Source organism: Acinetobacter sp. P1(2023) (assembly GCF_028367635.1).
GTDB lineage: Bacteria > Pseudomonadota > Gammaproteobacteria > Pseudomonadales > Moraxellaceae > Acinetobacter > Acinetobacter pittii_E.
Genome location: NZ_JAQNDD010000003.1, coordinates 319,207 through 336,314, shown reverse-complemented (window position 1 = coordinate 336,314; position 17,108 = coordinate 319,207). Strand labels below are relative to the sequence as shown.

Sequence of the window (17,108 nt, the reverse complement as noted above, 5' to 3'; positions counted from 1 at the left end):
CCTCTATAACTTGCTTGATGAGTGCTGACTTATATTGGATAAAATTGCTTTAATACCAGTTTATTTATATATTTAAACTTGCCACATATTGAGTAGGTGTAACACCCATTGCTTTTTTAAAGTGACGGTTAAAATGGCTTTGATCAGAAAAACCACATTGTTGTGCCACCATCGCAATTTGATCCCCCTGTTTTAATAACTGTCTTGCTTTTTGCAAGCGCGCTTGAACCAGCCATGCATGAGGTGGTAAGCCTACATATTTTTTAAATTGTCTTAAGAAATGCCAAGCACTCAAGCCGACCATGTCCGCCAAATCTTGTAAAGAAAAGTTCGTTTCAGGCATTTCTACCAGCAATTCTTTAACTCTTAATATTTTTAAATACGCCTCTGGCAACTCACAAAAAGTATGATTTGATTTACCATGTCGTTTCATTAAACAAGCTAACGTCGACAAATACATTGTTTCTTTGAGTAGAAAATTATCTTTTTGTTCTAATAAATCAAATAGTAAACAAAGCTGTTGAGCCAAACCTAGATCGTGAATCACAGCTTGTGGAAACCATGGGGCTCCATGCGGATTTTCAAAAAAATCTTGGCTAACTTCTGCCAACATTTCCGGTGTAGGATAAATTGCTCGATAGCGCCAACCCGATTCGACAGCAGAGGAGCCAGTATGAATCTCATCTGCATTAACTAAAATAATATCGCCTTTAGGAGCTACATGTAGCTGTCCCGTCCGAAAAAAAGACTGTGCCCCTTCTTCAATTACACCAATACAATACCCTTCATGAGTATGCTTTGAAAATTGTGTTTGGTGATAATGTGCTTTTAATAACTCTAAACCGCCCAACTCTCGCACATGCAGATAATCGGCTTGCTCCCGCTGCATAAATACGTCTCATCTATTCAATAAAAAAACCATAGCATGTTTTAACAAACTGAATAGAACAAAATTGCTCTATGAAAATAATCTAATCAGACATTCACTGGAGTTTTATTGGTAGATTTGTCCATCATGTTTAAGCCAACCACTTTCATGACGACCTTGTGGATCATGATGAGTCCAATGTAATACCCCACCTTTTGGGTTGTATTCATATTCGCCATAAAACTCTACGATATCACCTTTATTTAGATTGGAAATTTTAGGTGCCAAATCGATGTTATGGGCGACCAAAATTGAAAGGCCATTGTTTAATACCAGAATAAATTTCTGATGTCTCGACCCATCATTATCATCTCTTAGAATTGCTTTGACTCGACCCTTTCCCCCTACTTGAACATTACTTTGTCGCTGCTCGTAAGCAGTTTTTATAGTGTCCACCCCATTATTTGAAAATGTAGTTTTATTATTCTGAGCTGTGGGTATAGTTGATGAAGGCGATTGGCTTTGCTTATGTCCAGATAAATCTAGTCCAAAATACGCAGCAATCAATAAAATAATGACACCACCAATACTAAGATTTTTTTTATTTGTCATTGTATACCCTTATTTTAACTGAGATAAAAAAAGCCCCAATGGGGCTTTTTTTATTGTGATACGAATTACTTCGCAGCAGCTTGAGCAGCAGCAACTTCTTCAGCGAAGCTAAGTTCTGCTTTCTTCTCAATACCTTCACCAACTTCGAAACGTACGAATTCAGCAACAGTAGTACCAGTTGCTTTTAATACATCAGCAACTTTTTTGTCGTTGTCGATTACGTACATTTGACGATCAAGAGCAACTTCGTTCAAGTATTTATCAACTGAACCAGTTACCATTTTCTCAACGATGTTAGCAGGCTTGCCAGATTCTAACGCTTTCGCTTCAGCAATTTCTTTTTCTTTAGCGATAAGGTCAGCAGGAACAGCTTCAGCATTTACAGCTACTGGGTTGAATGCAGCAACGTGCATTGCAATACCTTTACCAGTATCAGCATCACCAGTATAAGAAACTACAACACCGATTTTTAAACCGTGTTTGTAGATAGCCAAGTTTTCGCCTTCAACGATTTTCGCACGACGAACTTGGATGTTTTCACCGATTTTTTGAACAAGCGCAATACGAGCTTCTTCAACTGATTGACCGTCTGCTAATTTTAATTCAGCGATTTTAGCAGCATCAGTTTCACCAGCAGCTAAAGCAGCTGTAGCAACAGCTTTTGAGAAGTTAGAGAAGTTTTCGTCTTTAGCAACGAAGTCAGTTTGACAGTTAACTTCAACTAAAATTGCTTTGTTGCCTTCTTGAACGATTGTGATTGCACCGTCAGCAGCAATGTTACCAGCTTTTTTAGCAGCTTTAGCTTGACCAGATTTACGAAGGTTATCAATAGCAAGCTCGATGTCACCGTTCGCTTCTGTTAATGCTTTTTTGCATTCCATCATTGCAAGACCAGTACGGTCACGTAATTCTTTTACCATGCTTGCAGTAATTGCAGTCATGTTGATCTCCTAAAATCGGTAGAAAATAAATCTTTTCAACAAAAACGGCCCAAAGAATCTCTGGGCCGTTTGCACTCTCGACGCTTAATTTGCCACCATTACATGTCGCAAAAATGACAAGCCTGCGTCAAAACGCATTAAGCCTCAGAAGCGTCTTTCGCAGCGTCATCGCCTTTTGCTTGAGCGTTCGCTTGAGATTGAGCGTATTCTTTACCAGCAAGAATTGCGTCAGCCATAGCTGAAGCATATAGAGTCACTGCACGGATCGCATCGTCGTTACCAGGAATAACGTAATCAACGTTGTCTGGGTTAGAGTTTGTATCAACGATACCGATAACAGGAATACCTAAGTTCTTCGCTTCTTTGATTGCAATCGCTTCGTGATCAACGTCGATTACAAATAATGCGTCAGGTAAACCACCCATGTTTTTAACGCCGCCTAAAGAGCGCTCAAGTTTTTCCATCTCACGAGCACGTTCTAAAGCTTCACGTTTAGTAAGCTTAGCAAAAGTACCATCTTGAGATTGAGTTTGAAGATCTTTTAAACGGTTGATAGATTGGCGAAGTGTTTTCCAGTTCGTCAACATACCACCTAACCAACGGTGATCTACGTATGGTTGACCAGCGCGTTGAGCTTGTTCACGGATGATGTTAGAAGCAGCACGTTTTGTACCAACGAACAAAACTTTGTTCTTTTTGCTTGCTAATTGGTTAGCGAAGTTCAAAGCATCATTTAACGCAGGAACAGTGTGCTCAAGGTTGATGATGTGAATTTTGTTGCGCGCGCCAAAAATGTATTGACGCATTTTTGGGTTCCAGAAACGAGTTTGGTGACCAAAGTGCGCACCTGCTTGAAGAAGGTCGCGCATGCTTACGTTGTAATCTGCCATTTTCTTTACCTTAAAAGTTGGGTTAGGCCTCCATATATCCGCATTCTCCACCCTTTTACAGGCACCCAGAGTAATGTGACGATATATGTGCGGATTTTTTACTCCATCTATCAAAATTGTTCGTAAAAGATATTCACGAAAAGCATTTGATAAAATGGGCGGCTATTTATACCATAGACACTTGTAAATTACCAAAAGTTTTTAGAGATCATGAACAGTACTTATACAGCTCCACGTCGATTAATCAAAACTCCAGATGAAATTGAAAAAATGCGCATTGCAGGACGACTGGCGGCTGAAGTTCTAGAGATGATCAAGCCCTATATTAAGGCAGGTGTAAGTACACTTGAACTTGATACCATTTGTCGCAATCACATTGAAAATGTGCAGCATGCCATTCCTGCATGTGTCGGCTATGGTGGAGCTCCTGGCCGCCCGGCTTTTCAGCACTCTATTTGTACTTCGGTTAACCATGTTGTATGCCATGGTATTCCCTCTGAAAATAAAATCTTAAAAAATGGTGACATTCTTAATATTGACGTAACTGTCATTAAAGACGGTTATCACGGCGATACCAACATGATGTATGTCGTTGGTGGAGAAACTTCTATTTTAGCAAACCGTCTATGCAAAGTTGCTCAAGAAGCGATGTATCGTGGAATGGCAACTGTCAGAGATGGTTCATATTTAGGTGATATCGGCCATGCAATCCAGAAGTATGTTGAATCAGAACGTTTTAGCGTAGTACGTGAATATTGTGGCCACGGTATTGGGACCGTTTTCCATGATGAACCTCAAGTCCTCCATTATGGTCAAGCTGGTACAGGTATGCGTTTAGAAGCTGGTATGACTTTTACGATTGAACCTATGGTAAATGCGGGTGTTTGGCAAACCAAATTATTGGGTGACAAATGGACGGTTGTAACGAAAGATCATAAACTTTCAGCTCAATATGAACATACTATTTTAGTCACTCAAACAGGTATTGAAGTTCTAACAGCTCGTCCTGAAGAAGACTTATCTCGCTTTAACTAAATAGTTTAACAAACTTAAATAAAAGGCTACTTTATGTAGCCTTTTATTATTTATTATGTACTTTTTATTAATAAATATTTCCAAATATAAACAAATATTTCAAAAAAATTACAATTGTTAATTTTAAATACACAATCATTTTAATAAAACACGCTATGGTGGGCTCAATAAAAATCAGTAAACAAATGTTCGGACATGGAGTCCTTTTATGATGAAAAAGTCATTATTTTGTATGACAGCTGCTTTTTTTGCTCTGCCAACAGTCACTTGCGCCGCTTCTCCATATTTTAGTTTAAAAGATGGTGATGGCTTCAAACGTTTTTCTATCTCTGCTGGTCCGTTATATGTCAAACCGACTGGTAATGCTCAACCATTTAGAATTAATACTTCTGTTAAAGAGAATGAGCAGTCTAAGGTCGGAGATATTAAAGTAAAAACTATTCAAGACAATATTTCAGACGATAATAGTAATGTCGTTCTTGAACAGCTCATTGATGTTATTGGTTTAGGTACAGATACTATTCCTGCATGGTTAAGTGGAACAGCAGAAATCCGCGGTTTAAGCCAATGGGAAGCTGAGAATACAGGTTTAGAAGCAGATGATGTGACTACTCTCGGTCTCATGTCAAATTACTTTTTTACAGATAATGTTTCACTAGAAGTAAAAGCAGGAATTCCCCCTAAAGTTGATTTACAAGGTAAAGGGAAAATATATGCTCCCTTTTCTGCTACTGCAAAACCTGCTGGTGGAATCCTCGGGTCGATGGAGCTAGAAAATAATATTTTTATTACCGATCTTGCAGCACATGGAAGTGCGGCATCGGCTCGAGCTTGGACACCTGCATTTGAACTACAGTACCATTTTGGCAAAACTGGCGTAAATAAGTTTAGACCTTATGTCGGATTAGGTGTGATGTATGCCTATTTCAGTGAGTTAGAAATGAATCCTGAAATTGAGAAAGATTTAGTCAGTGCTGGGCACATGATTGTCAATATTAAAGATGGTAAATCAGGTGCTGCCTTAGAAAGAAAAACCAGTTCTGGTGATCCTAAAGTGGAACTTGAAGCATCCGATGCAATTGCACCTGTAGCAACTTTAGGTTTCACCTATGACTTTAATGATAAATGGTATGCGGTTGGCTCTGTTTCTTATGCTCACTTAAAAACAGATACAACGATTACAGTCAATGATGCTAAGTATGGTGAATTAATTAATGCAAAAGCAGATATCGAAATTAACCCAATTTTAGGTTATGCAGGTATCGGTTACCGTTTCTAACTTTTGTGTCACGTAAAGCTATAAGAACGGAGGCACGTTGTTATAGCTTTCTTTCTCTCTACACACTGCCTCTTTTTAAAACAAAGTGCTAAAAAAACGAGCACTTTTTAAAAATAGGCTTATCAAATCTCTGTTTCTTCACTTTTATCATCTTCTTTCTTTAAAATTCCCTACCCTAATAGTTTTTAATTTTAATAACTAAATTAATAAAATTAAAAACTAAAGTTTTCCTTTTAGTAAAAATAATTTTTTGGCACAAGCTTTGCTTTATTCATAGCAAGATGAGTCAACGATGACTCAATGAATAAACCAAGACGGCCAATGATGTCCGCTCTGATCGGTATGCAGTAGGCAATAAATTGCCAAGCAAATTAACATTTCGTTCAGTTCAGGGGGACGGCGTATGTCTTCAAATATCAATCTAGATGCAAAAAAAGCAACTGAGATTAAATTATTCAGTTTTTCTACTCCAGCAATGCGTGCCTTCCATATGACATGGCTCGCATTCTTTGTGTGCTTCTTCGCATGGTTTGCATGTGCTCCATTAATGCCAGTGATTAAAGGTGAGTTCGGCTTAACCAAAGATCAAATTGCCAATATTAATATTGCTGCCGTTGCGATTACGATTTTAGTAAGACTCGCTGTCGGTCCCCTATGTGATAAATATGGACCCCGCATCACTTACACCACCCTATTGCTATTAGGAAGTATTCCAGTATTTGGAGTAGCCGCAGCCAACAGTTATGAATCCTTTTTATTCTTCCGCTTGCTGATTGGTGCAATTGGTGCAAGCTTTGTCATTACGCAATATCACACCAGTGTCATGTTTACCCCTAACGTAGTAGGGACAGCAAATGCAGCAGCAGCTGGTTGGGGAAATGCGGGTGGCGGCGCAACTCAAGCACTTATGCCTTTATTACTCGGTGCAATTATCATGTTTGGCGTCGAGCAAACTATGGGCTGGCGTGTTGCGTTAGTCGTACCGGGCATAATGATGGTCATTGTGGGTATTCTTTACTGGAAACTCACTCAAGATTGCCCGCAAGGAAATTTTAAAGAAGTTCGTGCACAAGGCATTGAAGTTGGCAGTGGCAAAAAAGGTGGCATGGCAATTTTAATGCAAGCTGCTCGCAACTACCGCGTCTGGATTTTATTTGTGGCTTACGGGGCATGCTTCGGAATCGAAATTTTTATCCATAACGTTGCAGCAATGTACTATGTTGATCAGTTCAAAATGGATTTAAAAACTGCTGGTTTAACTGCCGGGATATTTGGTCTTTTAGCATTATTCGCTCGTGCGCTTGGCGGTATTATTTCCGACAAAGTCGCTCTGAAAAAAGGTTTAGATGGCCGCACTAAAGTACTGGTGCTCATGATCTTGGGTGAAGGTTTATTCTTAATTCTTTTTTCTCAAATGAATGTGGTTGCTCTTGCAATTATTTCTATGACAATTTTTGCCCTCTTTACTCACATGGCTTGTGGCGCGACCTATGCTCTCGTACCATTCATTGACCGTAATGCATTAGGTGGTGTTGCTGGCATTATTGGGGCTGGTGGCAATGTAGGTGCTGTAGCTGCTGGTTTCCTACTTAAAGGCTTGCTTGATGTTCAAACTTGCTTATTTATTTTAGGTGGTCTGGTTATGGTCGCTGGCTGTAGCGTAATTTTGATTCGCTTTACCACCGAACATAAAGAAAAAGAACAAGTCCTTTTTGAACAAGCATTACTTGAACGTAATTCCGCCGCGTAATTTTTATAAGAAGCAGAGATCAAAATGATGTCTGCTTCTTTAATTGTCTTCTCATAAAATACGACCCTTAAAAACTTTTTAATTCTTCTTAAATATTCTTGCCATCTATATCGATATTGTTCGATATATCTTTTACAATAAATCATCATTATTATAATTTTCCATTAATCATGACTAAAACTGACAACCAATTTTCTCAGTCCCTCATCTATATGTTGATTGGCAGTGCAATTATTCTGGCACTTTCATTAGGTGTTCGTCATGGTTTCGGCCTCTACCTCGTACCAATGAGCCATGAGTTCGGTTGGGGGCAGCATGTTTTTAGTCTTGCAATCGCTATGCAAAATTTAATCTGGGGCGCAGTTCAACCTTTTACTGGGGCTATCGCAGATAAATACGGCAGTAAAATTGTGGTTGCTGTTGGTGGGCTACTTTATGCCCTCGGCTTACTACTCATGGCTTTTAGTTCAAATGTACTCATTTTGAATTTGAGCCTAGGTCTTATTATTGGTTTAGCTTTATCAGCAACTTCTTTTACAGTTTTACTCAGTGCAGTAGGCCGAGCTGCTCCGCCTGAAAAAAGGAGTATGGCAATGGGGATTGCCAGTGCAGCAGGTTCTTTTGGTCAGTTTATTATGCTGCCCTCAACCCTTCTCTTACTTAAAAATGTTGGATGGTCAGCAGCCCTAATGGTCAGTGCGCTATTAATTGCCCTTATTATTCCACTAGCGTGGATGTTAAAAGGTCCTAGCACTCAAACACCAAAAGCAATTACACAACCTCAGCTCACATTTAAGCAAGTATTGAATATTGCCCGAAAACACAAACCCTTCTGGTGGTTAGCATTAGGCTTTTTAGTTTGCGGATTTCAAGTTGTATTCTTAGGTGTACATTTACCCGGTTATTTAATCGACCATGGCTTTGATGCCGCTACAGGTACCGTGTTTCTGGCACTAGTCGGACTATTTAATATTGTGGGGACTTACGGCGCAGGCTGGTTAGGAGATCGTTTCTCGAAGCCAAAGTTATTAATGGTACTTTATGGTAGCCGCGGCATCGCAATTATTGCTTTTTTACTATTACCTTTAAGCACATATACGGTATATGCTTTTGGAGTGATTATGGGCCTTTTATGGCTTTCTACAGTTCCACTCACAAATGGCATTGTGGCAAATATGTTTGGTGTTAAATACCTTTCAATGCTAAGTGGTATTGTGTTCTTCACTCATCAAGTCGGTTCTTTCTTTGGCGGTTGGCTTGGCGGTGTTAATCACGACTTAACAGGTAATTACAATGCGATTTGGCTATGTTCTATTGCATTGAGTATATTAGGTGTAATCGTACACTTCTTTGTAAATGAGGAGGCTGTTATTCATGACGCATAATGCCTTACTTTTGAAAACAATTATGATTTTTCTCGTCATTACTCTTTTGGTCTGTTCACTTATTTTATGGAGGCAGACACCTGATTTATTTGAATATTTCAATCAAGCATTTTGTGCTCACTAGAGATATCGACAATCAGATTAAAGCTTTGCATTGTCATAAAAATATAAGAAACCTATGGTCTAATGAAAATAAAAAAGCCCGCAAATTTGCGGGCTTTTTTATAAAAAAATTATTTAAAATCAAAATAAACGGTTCATACCATTAAGTGCAGCTACACGGTATGCTTCCGCCATAGTTGGATAGTTAAATGTCGTTTCAACAAAATATTTCAAGGTATTGTTTGGGCTGTGCATAACTGCTTGCCCAATGTGGATAATTTCGGCAGCGTTATTACCAAAACAGTGAATACCTAAAATTTCCATAGTGTCGCGATGGAAAAGAATTTTTAACTCACCTACTGTATCACCGGTAATTTGTGCACGAGCCAAATGACGGAAAGAAGCTTGACCCACTTCATACGGAATTTTCTCTTCCGTTAATTCCTGTTCATTCTTACCAATGGATGAGATTTCCGGAATGGTATAGATACCCGTTGGGATATCACGTACTGGCTTCGCATCTTCACCACTCATATTTGCGCCCGCACAGCGCCCTTGGTCATAAGCAGCAGAAGCAAGTGAAGGCCAGCCAATCACGTCACCAGCAGCATAGATATTTTCAACTTCAGTTTGGTACTGATCATTTACTGAAAGTTGGCCGCGGTTGTTTGGCACTAAGCCAACATTCTCAAGGCCTAAACCTTCTGTGTTTCCTGAACGGCCATTACACCAAAGGATCGCATCAGCTTTAATCTTTTTACCACTTTGTAAATGCAGAACCACATGGTCATCAAACGTTTCAAGATGATCCATTTGTTCATTATGACGAATCAATACACCTTGTTCACGTAAGTGATAAGACAAGGCATCAGCAATTTCATCATCTAAATAGCTTAAGAGTTTTTGCTGAGTATTAATCAAGTCAACTTTATGATCTAGACCAATAAAGATTGAGGCATATTCACAGCCAATAACGCCTGCGCCGTAAATAATAATTTTTTGAATTGAGTAATCAAGATCAAGGATTTTATCCGAATCAAATACGCGAGGATGATCAAAATCTAGACCTTGCGGATGATAAGGACGGCTACCTGTTGCAATCACGATTTGCTTACAAATAATCGTTTCTTTAATGCCTTCATGGCTAAAAACTAAAACTGTATTTTTATCTTGAATATATGCACGGCCGTGGAATACACCGATTTTGTTGCGGTCGTAAAAACGTGTATGCGTATCAACCTGTTGCTGAATTACTTTGTGCGCATTACGCAATACCTGTTTCATGGTGAACTGTTTCCATTCACCTACTTTTTGAAACATTGGATCACGCTGATAGCGAATAATACTAGAAACCGTTTGACGCAATGCTTTACTTGGAATGGTACCTACGTGTGCACAGTTACCACCTAGTTGATCACGCACATCTACAATTGCAACACGCTTACCCGCTTTTGCAAGCTTCATTGCCGCGCCTTCACCTGCAGGTCCAGAACCGAGAACTACCGCATCGTACTTAACGAAATTCCCACTAACGACCTCTTTTTTACGTGGCATTGAAAGCTCCTTCCTCACTTGAATGACCATATTTTATAATAAATTATGGGTAATATGCGGTGAATTTATGTATTTCTCAACCCTATATTTCTGAATAACCACATTTATTATATGAATAGTTATTTTCCGCTATTAACTGCAGAAGTTCGCTATAATACAATGTCAATGTCTCTATAAACGAGTGGAAAAGTTAAATATGTCAGAACACCGTAAACCTGAACAGGGTGTAAAACTTCGTGGCGCAGAAAAAGTCGCAAGAATTCCTGTAAAAGTTGTACCTACGGTTGAAGTGCCGCGTAAACCTGACTGGATTCGTGTCAAGATGACGGCACCAGAAGAAGTTCAGCGTATTAAAACGACTTTACGTGCTCAAAAACTCCATACCGTTTGTGAAGAAGCTGCTTGTCCTAACCTACCTGAATGTTTTGGTGGTGGTACAGCAACATTCATGATTATGGGTGATATTTGTACACGTCGTTGCCCTTTCTGTGATGTAGCACATGGTCGTCCAAATGCACTCGATGCAGATGAACCTCGTCACATGGCAGAGACAATTGCTAATCTTAAACTCAAGTATGCAGTCATTACTTCGGTTGACCGTGATGACTTGCTTGACGGCGGTGCACAACACTTTGTGGACTGTATTAAAGAAGCTCGCGCACTTAGTCCAAATACATTACTTGAGATTTTAGTACCAGATTTCCGCGGACGTATGGACATCGCCTTACGCATTATGACTGAATGTCCGCCAGACGTATTTAACCACAACATTGAAACTGTGCCACGTCTATATAAAGCAATGCGCCCAGGTTCAGACTATCAACATTCTCTAAACTTATTAAAAATGTTTAAAGAATACTGCCCAGATATCCCAACAAAATGTGGTTTGATGGTCGGTATTGGTGAAACTGAAGAAGAAGTTATTGCATTACTTGATGACTTACGTGCTCACGATGTTGACTATGTAACTATTGGTCAATATTTACAGCCTTCTAAACAACATGCACCAATTGACCGCTTTGTAACGCCAGAAGAGTTCGAACGTTATGCAGAGCATGGCCGTAAACTTGGCTTTAGAAATATTTGGTCTGCGCCAATGGTTCGTTCAAGTTACTTTGCTGATCGTCAATACCATGGCGAACCAGTACCAGAAGTTCGTCGTAAAGTAGATCCAGCTAAAAAAATTGCTGTTCAAGTTGTCGAAGCTTAAAAATTAAAGTTCAATAAAAGCCCTCTAGTTCAGAGGGCTTTTTATTTGTATAAGAAAATCAATAACATTTCTTGACAAATCGATAAAACAAGCCATTACACTTTCACTTAAAAATATCTTATACCTAAAAGTACGATATATCCCTGCTCTAGCATATACATCAATTGCGACATAAAAAATTAAATTTAAACAGCATTAAAATTAGCTAGTTAAGCCTTAAATCTCTCCTCGCTTTTTTTGTAACTTCTAACATGAGGGCTTATCTAGCAAGGAGCAAGTATGATTTTCCTACTCTTTGTTTTAAGCATTGTCATTCAGCTTTTTGCAATATGGGCAATTTTCTTTTTTAACCTGAATCGAATCATTGGTAGTGTAATTACGATTGCTGTCGCTATATTTACAGCACTCATAGTAACGCCATGGGCTCTCATTTTAGGTATTCCCCTCATTGCCCTTAGTATCATTATTTTATTTGCACCATTACGCTTTAACCTGATTACCAAACCTGCATATAAAACATTAGCAAACTCAATGCCAAGCATCAGTACGACTGAACAAGAAGCTTTAGAGGCAGGTACCAGTTGGTGGGAAAAAGAATTATTTATGGGGGCACCTGATTGGTCGCAATTTGAGAAATATCCCTATCCAACGTTGTCCGCAGAAGAACAAAGTTTTATCGACAATGAAGTTGAGCTACTTTGCAGCATGCTAGATGAGTGGGAAATTCATCATCACTTAAAAGATCTTCCACCAGAGGTTTGGCAATTTATTAAAGACAAAGGTTTTTTAGGTCTCATTATTCCAAAATCTTTTGGTGGTAAAGAATTTAGCTCATTTGCACAAAGCCGTATTATGAGCAAAATTGCTTCACGTTCTCTCACCACTGCTGTGAGTTGTATGGTTCCAAACTCGTTGGGGCCGGGTGAGCTACTCATGCATTACGGTACCGATGCTCAAAAGCAACAATATTTACCGGGTCTTGCAAAAGGTGAAGAGATTCCATGCTTTGGTTTAACCAGTCCAGAAGCGGGTTCAGATGCTGGTGCCATTCCAGATTCGGGCGTTGTTTGCTACGGTGAATATGAAGGTGCTCAGGTTCTTGGGCTGCGCATGAATTTCTCTAAACGCTGGATTACCCTCGCCCCAATTGCCACAGTCGTAGGTCTTGCATTTAAACTTTATGACCCAGACGGCTTACTCGGCGATAAAAATAAAATAGAGTACGGTATTACCTGTGCCTTAATTCCTGCCAGTCATGCAGGTGTAAAAATAGGAGCACGTCATTATCCTGGCTCTCCATTTATGAATGGAACAGTAGAAGGAGAAGATGTTTTTATTCCTATTGATTGGATTATTGGTGGTCAAGAAAATGCCGGTAAAGGCTGGCGTATGCTCATGGAATGCTTAGGTGTGGGCCGTGGTATTTCCCTTCCAGCTTTAGCAACAGCAGCAGGTGAAATGAGCTATTTAACCGTTGGTGCTTTTGCGAAAATTCGTCAACAGTTCAATATTTCTGTCGGTAAATTTGAAGGCGTACAAGAAGCGACCAGTGAAATTGCCAGCGATGCTTACATGCTTGAAGCATTCCGTTATTTAGTGACATGTGGCCTAAACCAGGGTGGAACACCTGCCGTGATGACTGCCATGGCAAAATATTATGCAACTGAAACGATGCGTAAAGTTGTTAATCATGGGATGGATATTGCGGGAGGACGTGCAATTCAACTTGGACCACGTAACTTCCTTGCCCTTACCTATCAAGCAATTCCAATTGCAATTACGGTAGAAGGCGCAAATATTTTGACCCGTTCATTGATGATTTTTGGTCAAGGTTCAATGCGTTGTCACCCTTATCTATTTGAAGAATTGCAACTTTTACAGTCTGAAGATAAAACCAATGCGGTTCAAAAATTCGATGATTTATTATTTAAACATTTAGCCTATACCTTTAACCGTGGTGCTAGATCATTTGCTTACGGTTGGACAGGTGGCTCAAGCGATGCACCTCAGTCAGCAGATCAATTCACCGCAAGTTACTATAAGACGATTAACCGTTTTAGTGCCAACTTCGCGCTTGTTTCGGATATGTCACTTGGCTTACTTGCAGGAGACTTAAAACGCAAAGAGATGTTATCAGGCCGTTTGGCAGATATTCACGCGCACCTCTTTATTTCTACTGCGATTTTAAAATTTTATGAAGCTGGACAAAAAACTGAAGCTGAACAACTTCACGCTAAATTAGCGCTACAAAAAGCGTTCTTGAATATTCAGGAAGCATTTTGGGGATTATTTGAAAATTTCCCAGCCAAACTTCCAGCAGCATTTGTGAAATGGATCTGTTTCCCTTTTGGTCGTGTCATTTCAAAACCAGATGATGAGTTAAAACAACAAGTCGCTGAACTTATGATGCAAGAGCATCCTTTCAGAGAACAGCTTAAGCATCACGTATTTTATTCAACCAAAGCCGATGATGTAACGGGTCGTTTAGAGCATGCTTTCCAAATTCTACGAACACTTGAGCCGCTTTGGGATAAGTTTAAAAAAGCTGAATCTAAAGGCAAATTTACAGGACTCACTTTCGAAGAGAATATTCAACAAGCGATAAAAGAAGGTTTTATTTCTGAAAGTGAAGCTCAACAATTATTGCAATACAACGCAATTCGATTCGATAGCATGCTTACAGATGTATTTGATGAAGATTTAAATAAGGATCTTCCTTTATCGAACCCTCATCAAATTTAGTGACTGATGCCTCCACTAATTCACTATTGCATTCACTTTTGATTGGGATTAATTAGTAAACAGCCATAAAAGCGTCAATCGACGCTTTTATTTTTAGGAGAAATTAATGTCTAAGCAAGATTACGAAAATGGATTAAAAGTACGCACAGAAGTGATGGGAGAAGCTTTTGTAAAACGTGCCCAAGAAAACACCGTACCCTTTACCCAGCCTTTACAAGACTGGATTAATGAACATGCATGGGGATCGACTTGGCAGCGTGAAGGTGTGCTACCACGTAAATATCGTTCATTAATTACTTTGGCAATGCTCACGGCACTCAAATCACCTACTGAACTCAAAGGCCATGTTCGTGGTGCGCTCAACAATGGCTGTACAGTTGAAGAGATTCAAGAAACTTTATTGCATAGTCTGCCATATTGCGGTGCGCCTGCTACACAAGAAGCTTTTCGTGCTGCTTTAGAAGTGATTCAGGAATATCAACAAAAATAACCTCAATAAGAGCCAGCACGCTACTGGTTCTTTTTTAATCTAATTCAATTTGGTCGAATATGTCTGAAAATTACGGTCATCAATCACGATAGCCTGACGACAAATCCCTTCTACTTGACGCTGCATTTCAAAAACTGCTGCCAACATTGGCTCAAAACTATCAAAAAAGCAGATTTCATTTGAGTCAATAGAATAGATAAGTGACTGATTTCCGACACCTGCTAAAGTATCGTAATAGACAATCACCATTTTTCCATTTTCAATTGCAGTTTGAATATCTTGATAGCTGAGCGCTGGTCCAGTTGGTATTTTCAATACCTTTGCTTCTTTATAGCTCATTCGTTCACTTGGGCTAATATTAGGATCTTCATCTGAATGAAATGACACTTCAAATCCGAGTTTTTTTAAAGCGACGGCTAAAGCAATCGTATAGGTCCCTCCTTCATCGTGTCGACAAACTTTGATCAACTCGGCCACATCAATTTGCACTGCATGATGCTGAAGTACCATCCACACTGCAAATACGCCACAGTTGGCTTCAAGGTTCGCTAATACTTCGGGGATATTTACTGCCATAATTGAAATCTAAAGTAATAATTACGCAGATAATAAACAAAACTGGATTGGCACTAAAAGCTTTTCCAAGTACAATGTCCCGCTAGTCGAGGGATGCTGCGACAAATGATCGGCACTAAAGATCAATTTGCCAGGCTCGACGATCGGTTAAACACTCGTTTTAACCAACAACGGCATCCGCGAACAGAATGATCAATACTATTTTTTCCTAGGAGATCCTGATGAACGCGGTTAATGCTTCATTTACAGATTACAAAGTTGCTGACATTTCACTTGCTGACTACGGTCGTAAAGAAATCAAACTTGCTGAAGCAGAAATGCCAGCTTTGATTGGCTTACGTAAACGCTATGCAGCGACTAAACCACTTGCTGGCGCAAAAATTCTTGGTTGTATTCACATGACCATTCAAACAGCGGTTCTTATTGAAACGCTTGTTGAGTTAGGTGCTGAAGTACGCTGGACATCATGTAACATTTTCTCGACTCAAGACCACGCTGCTGCTGCAATTGCTGCTCGCGGTATTCCAGTTTTTGCTTGGAAAGGCGAAACTGAAGAAGAATATGTATGGTGCCTTGAACAACAGATCAATGTAAATGGTCAACCTTGGGATGCCAACATGATCTTGGACGATGGCGGCGACTTAACTGCTCTTGTTCATGAAAAATACCCTGCTCTTTTAGAACGTATTCATGGTATTACCGAAGAAACAACAACAGGTGTTCAACGTCTTATCGAAATGTGGAAAGACGGTTCTTTGAAAGTTCCTGCAATCAACGTAAATGACTCAGTTACTAAATCTAAAAACGATAATAAATACGGTTGCCGTCACTCATTAAATGACGCAATCAAACGTGCAACTGACATGCTTTTGTCTGGCCGCCGTGCACTTGTAGTTGGTTATGGTGACGTAGGTAAAGGTTCTGCTCAATCTTTACGTCAAGAAGGCATGATCGTTCGTGTAACTGAAGTTGACCCAATTTGTGCAATGCAAGCATGTATGGATGGCTATGAAGTTGTATCTCCATACAAAAATGGCGTACAAACAGGTAAAAAAGAAGATATTAACCACGATCTTCTTGGCAACACTGACCTTGTTGTAACAACAACTGGTAACTACCACGTGTGTGATGCAGCGATGTTAGATAGCTTAAAAGCTGGCGCAGTTGTATGTAACATTGGTCACTTCGACACAGAAATCGACACGGCTTATTTACGTGGTTACAAGTGGGTTGAAGTTAAGCCACAAGTTCACCAAGTTTATCGTTCAGAAGACGAAAACAACTACCTTATCCTTCTTTCTGAAGGTCGCCTTGTAAACCTAGGTAATGCAACTGGTCACCCATCACGTGTGATGGACGGTTCTTTTGCTAACCAAGTGTTAGGTCAAATTCACTTATTCCAAGAGAAATTTGCTGACCTTCCTGCAAATGAAAAAGCTGCAAAAATTCGCGTAGAAGTTCTTCCTAAGAAACTTGACGAAGAAGTTGCTGCTGCAATGGTTGCAGGTTTCGGTGGTGTACTTACTCAGTTAACTCAAGAGCAAGCCGATTATTTAGGCGTTGCTGTTGAGGGACCATTCAAATCTGACGCTTACAAATACTAAGAAATTAAGGGCAGACGGTGAACCGACTGCCCTTTTTTCTAAAAATGTTTCGCTGTTTACAAGGATTTGA

14 protein-coding genes are annotated in these 17,108 nt (G+C 39.6%); 8 read left to right on the top strand and 6 right to left on the bottom strand.

Features of this window, described 5'->3' with window-relative positions; translation table 11 throughout:
• Window positions 1-64: 64 nt before the first annotated feature.
• From POD11_RS06625 to rpsB, 4 genes are all read right to left on the bottom strand, one after another.
• The gene (locus POD11_RS06625) at window positions 65-889 is read right to left on the bottom strand and encodes a helix-turn-helix transcriptional regulator (protein ID WP_262456742.1); all 825 of its coding nucleotides are present in this window, start codon (window positions 887-889) and stop codon (window positions 65-67) included.
• A gap of 105 nt (window positions 890-994) precedes the next feature.
• Window positions 995-1,480 carry a DUF3465 domain-containing protein gene (locus POD11_RS06620; protein WP_016140457.1) on the bottom strand — a complete coding sequence of 162 codons (486 nt, stop codon included), beginning with the start codon at window positions 1,478-1,480 and terminating at the stop codon, window positions 995-997.
• 65 nt (window positions 1,481-1,545) lie between these two features.
• Window positions 1,546-2,421 (bottom strand): translation elongation factor Ts, encoded by an 876-nt coding sequence (gene tsf, locus POD11_RS06615; RefSeq protein WP_002118238.1) that lies wholly within the window; start codon window positions 2,419-2,421, stop codon window positions 1,546-1,548.
• Between the two features lie 137 nt (window positions 2,422-2,558).
• Window positions 2,559-3,311, bottom strand: a complete 753-nt coding sequence (gene rpsB, locus POD11_RS06610; protein ID WP_002118204.1) for a 30S ribosomal protein S2 — start codon at window positions 3,309-3,311, stop codon at window positions 2,559-2,561.
• 210 nt (window positions 3,312-3,521) lie between these two features.
• Here rpsB and map point away from each other — a divergent pair, with 210 nt between their 5' ends.
• The 4 genes from map to POD11_RS06590 all read left to right on the top strand — a co-directional run bounded on the left by map (window position 3,522) and on the right by POD11_RS06590 (window position 8,760).
• A complete protein-coding gene (map, locus tag POD11_RS06605; protein ID WP_016140456.1) occupies window positions 3,522-4,346 on the top strand; it encodes a type I methionyl aminopeptidase in 825 nt (274 codons plus the stop codon).
• A 208-nt stretch (window positions 4,347-4,554) separates the two neighbouring features.
• Entirely contained in the window at window positions 4,555-5,625 is a 1,071-nt protein-coding gene (locus POD11_RS06600; protein WP_262456741.1) for an OmpW/AlkL family protein, read from the top strand.
• 403 nt (window positions 5,626-6,028) lie between these two features.
• Window positions 6,029-7,375, top strand: coding sequence for an MFS transporter (locus POD11_RS06595; protein ID WP_262456740.1), 1,347 nt, complete (start codon window positions 6,029-6,031; stop codon window positions 7,373-7,375).
• Window positions 7,376-7,545: 170 nt separating this feature from the next.
• Window positions 7,546-8,760, top strand: coding sequence for an MFS transporter (locus POD11_RS06590; protein ID WP_262456739.1), 1,215 nt, complete (start codon window positions 7,546-7,548; stop codon window positions 8,758-8,760).
• Window positions 8,761-9,003: 243 nt separating this feature from the next.
• On the opposite strand, the gene sthA is transcribed toward POD11_RS06590, so the two are convergent.
• Complete coding sequence (gene sthA / locus POD11_RS06585) at window positions 9,004-10,416, bottom strand: Si-specific NAD(P)(+) transhydrogenase (protein ID WP_002118117.1); 1,413 nt, start codon at window positions 10,414-10,416, stop codon at window positions 9,004-9,006.
• A gap of 196 nt (window positions 10,417-10,612) precedes the next feature.
• Between sthA and lipA the strand changes: the two genes are divergently transcribed.
• The 3 genes from lipA to POD11_RS06570 all read left to right on the top strand — a co-directional run bounded on the left by lipA (window position 10,613) and on the right by POD11_RS06570 (window position 14,858).
• Window positions 10,613-11,626 (top strand): lipoyl synthase, encoded by a 1,014-nt coding sequence (lipA, locus tag POD11_RS06580; protein ID WP_002118167.1) that lies wholly within the window; start codon window positions 10,613-10,615, stop codon window positions 11,624-11,626.
• 279 nt (window positions 11,627-11,905) lie between these two features.
• Window positions 11,906-14,368, top strand: a complete 2,463-nt coding sequence (locus tag POD11_RS06575) for an acyl-CoA dehydrogenase (RefSeq protein WP_262456738.1) — start codon at window positions 11,906-11,908, stop codon at window positions 14,366-14,368.
• A gap of 106 nt (window positions 14,369-14,474) precedes the next feature.
• Window positions 14,475-14,858 carry a carboxymuconolactone decarboxylase family protein gene (locus POD11_RS06570; protein WP_000043120.1) on the top strand — a complete coding sequence of 128 codons (384 nt, stop codon included), beginning with the start codon at window positions 14,475-14,477 and terminating at the stop codon, window positions 14,856-14,858.
• A gap of 39 nt (window positions 14,859-14,897) precedes the next feature.
• Here POD11_RS06570 and POD11_RS06565 read toward each other — a convergent pair whose 3' ends face one another.
• Window positions 14,898-15,434 carry a cysteine peptidase family C39 domain-containing protein gene (locus POD11_RS06565; protein WP_262456737.1) on the bottom strand — a complete coding sequence of 179 codons (537 nt, stop codon included), beginning with the start codon at window positions 15,432-15,434 and terminating at the stop codon, window positions 14,898-14,900.
• 221 nt (window positions 15,435-15,655) lie between these two features.
• Here POD11_RS06565 and ahcY point away from each other — a divergent pair, with 221 nt between their 5' ends.
• Window positions 15,656-17,038: an adenosylhomocysteinase gene (ahcY, locus tag POD11_RS06560; RefSeq protein WP_016140447.1), complete on the top strand. Its 1,383-nt coding sequence runs from the start codon at window positions 15,656-15,658 to the stop codon at window positions 17,036-17,038.
• Window positions 17,039-17,108 lie beyond the last annotated feature (70 nt).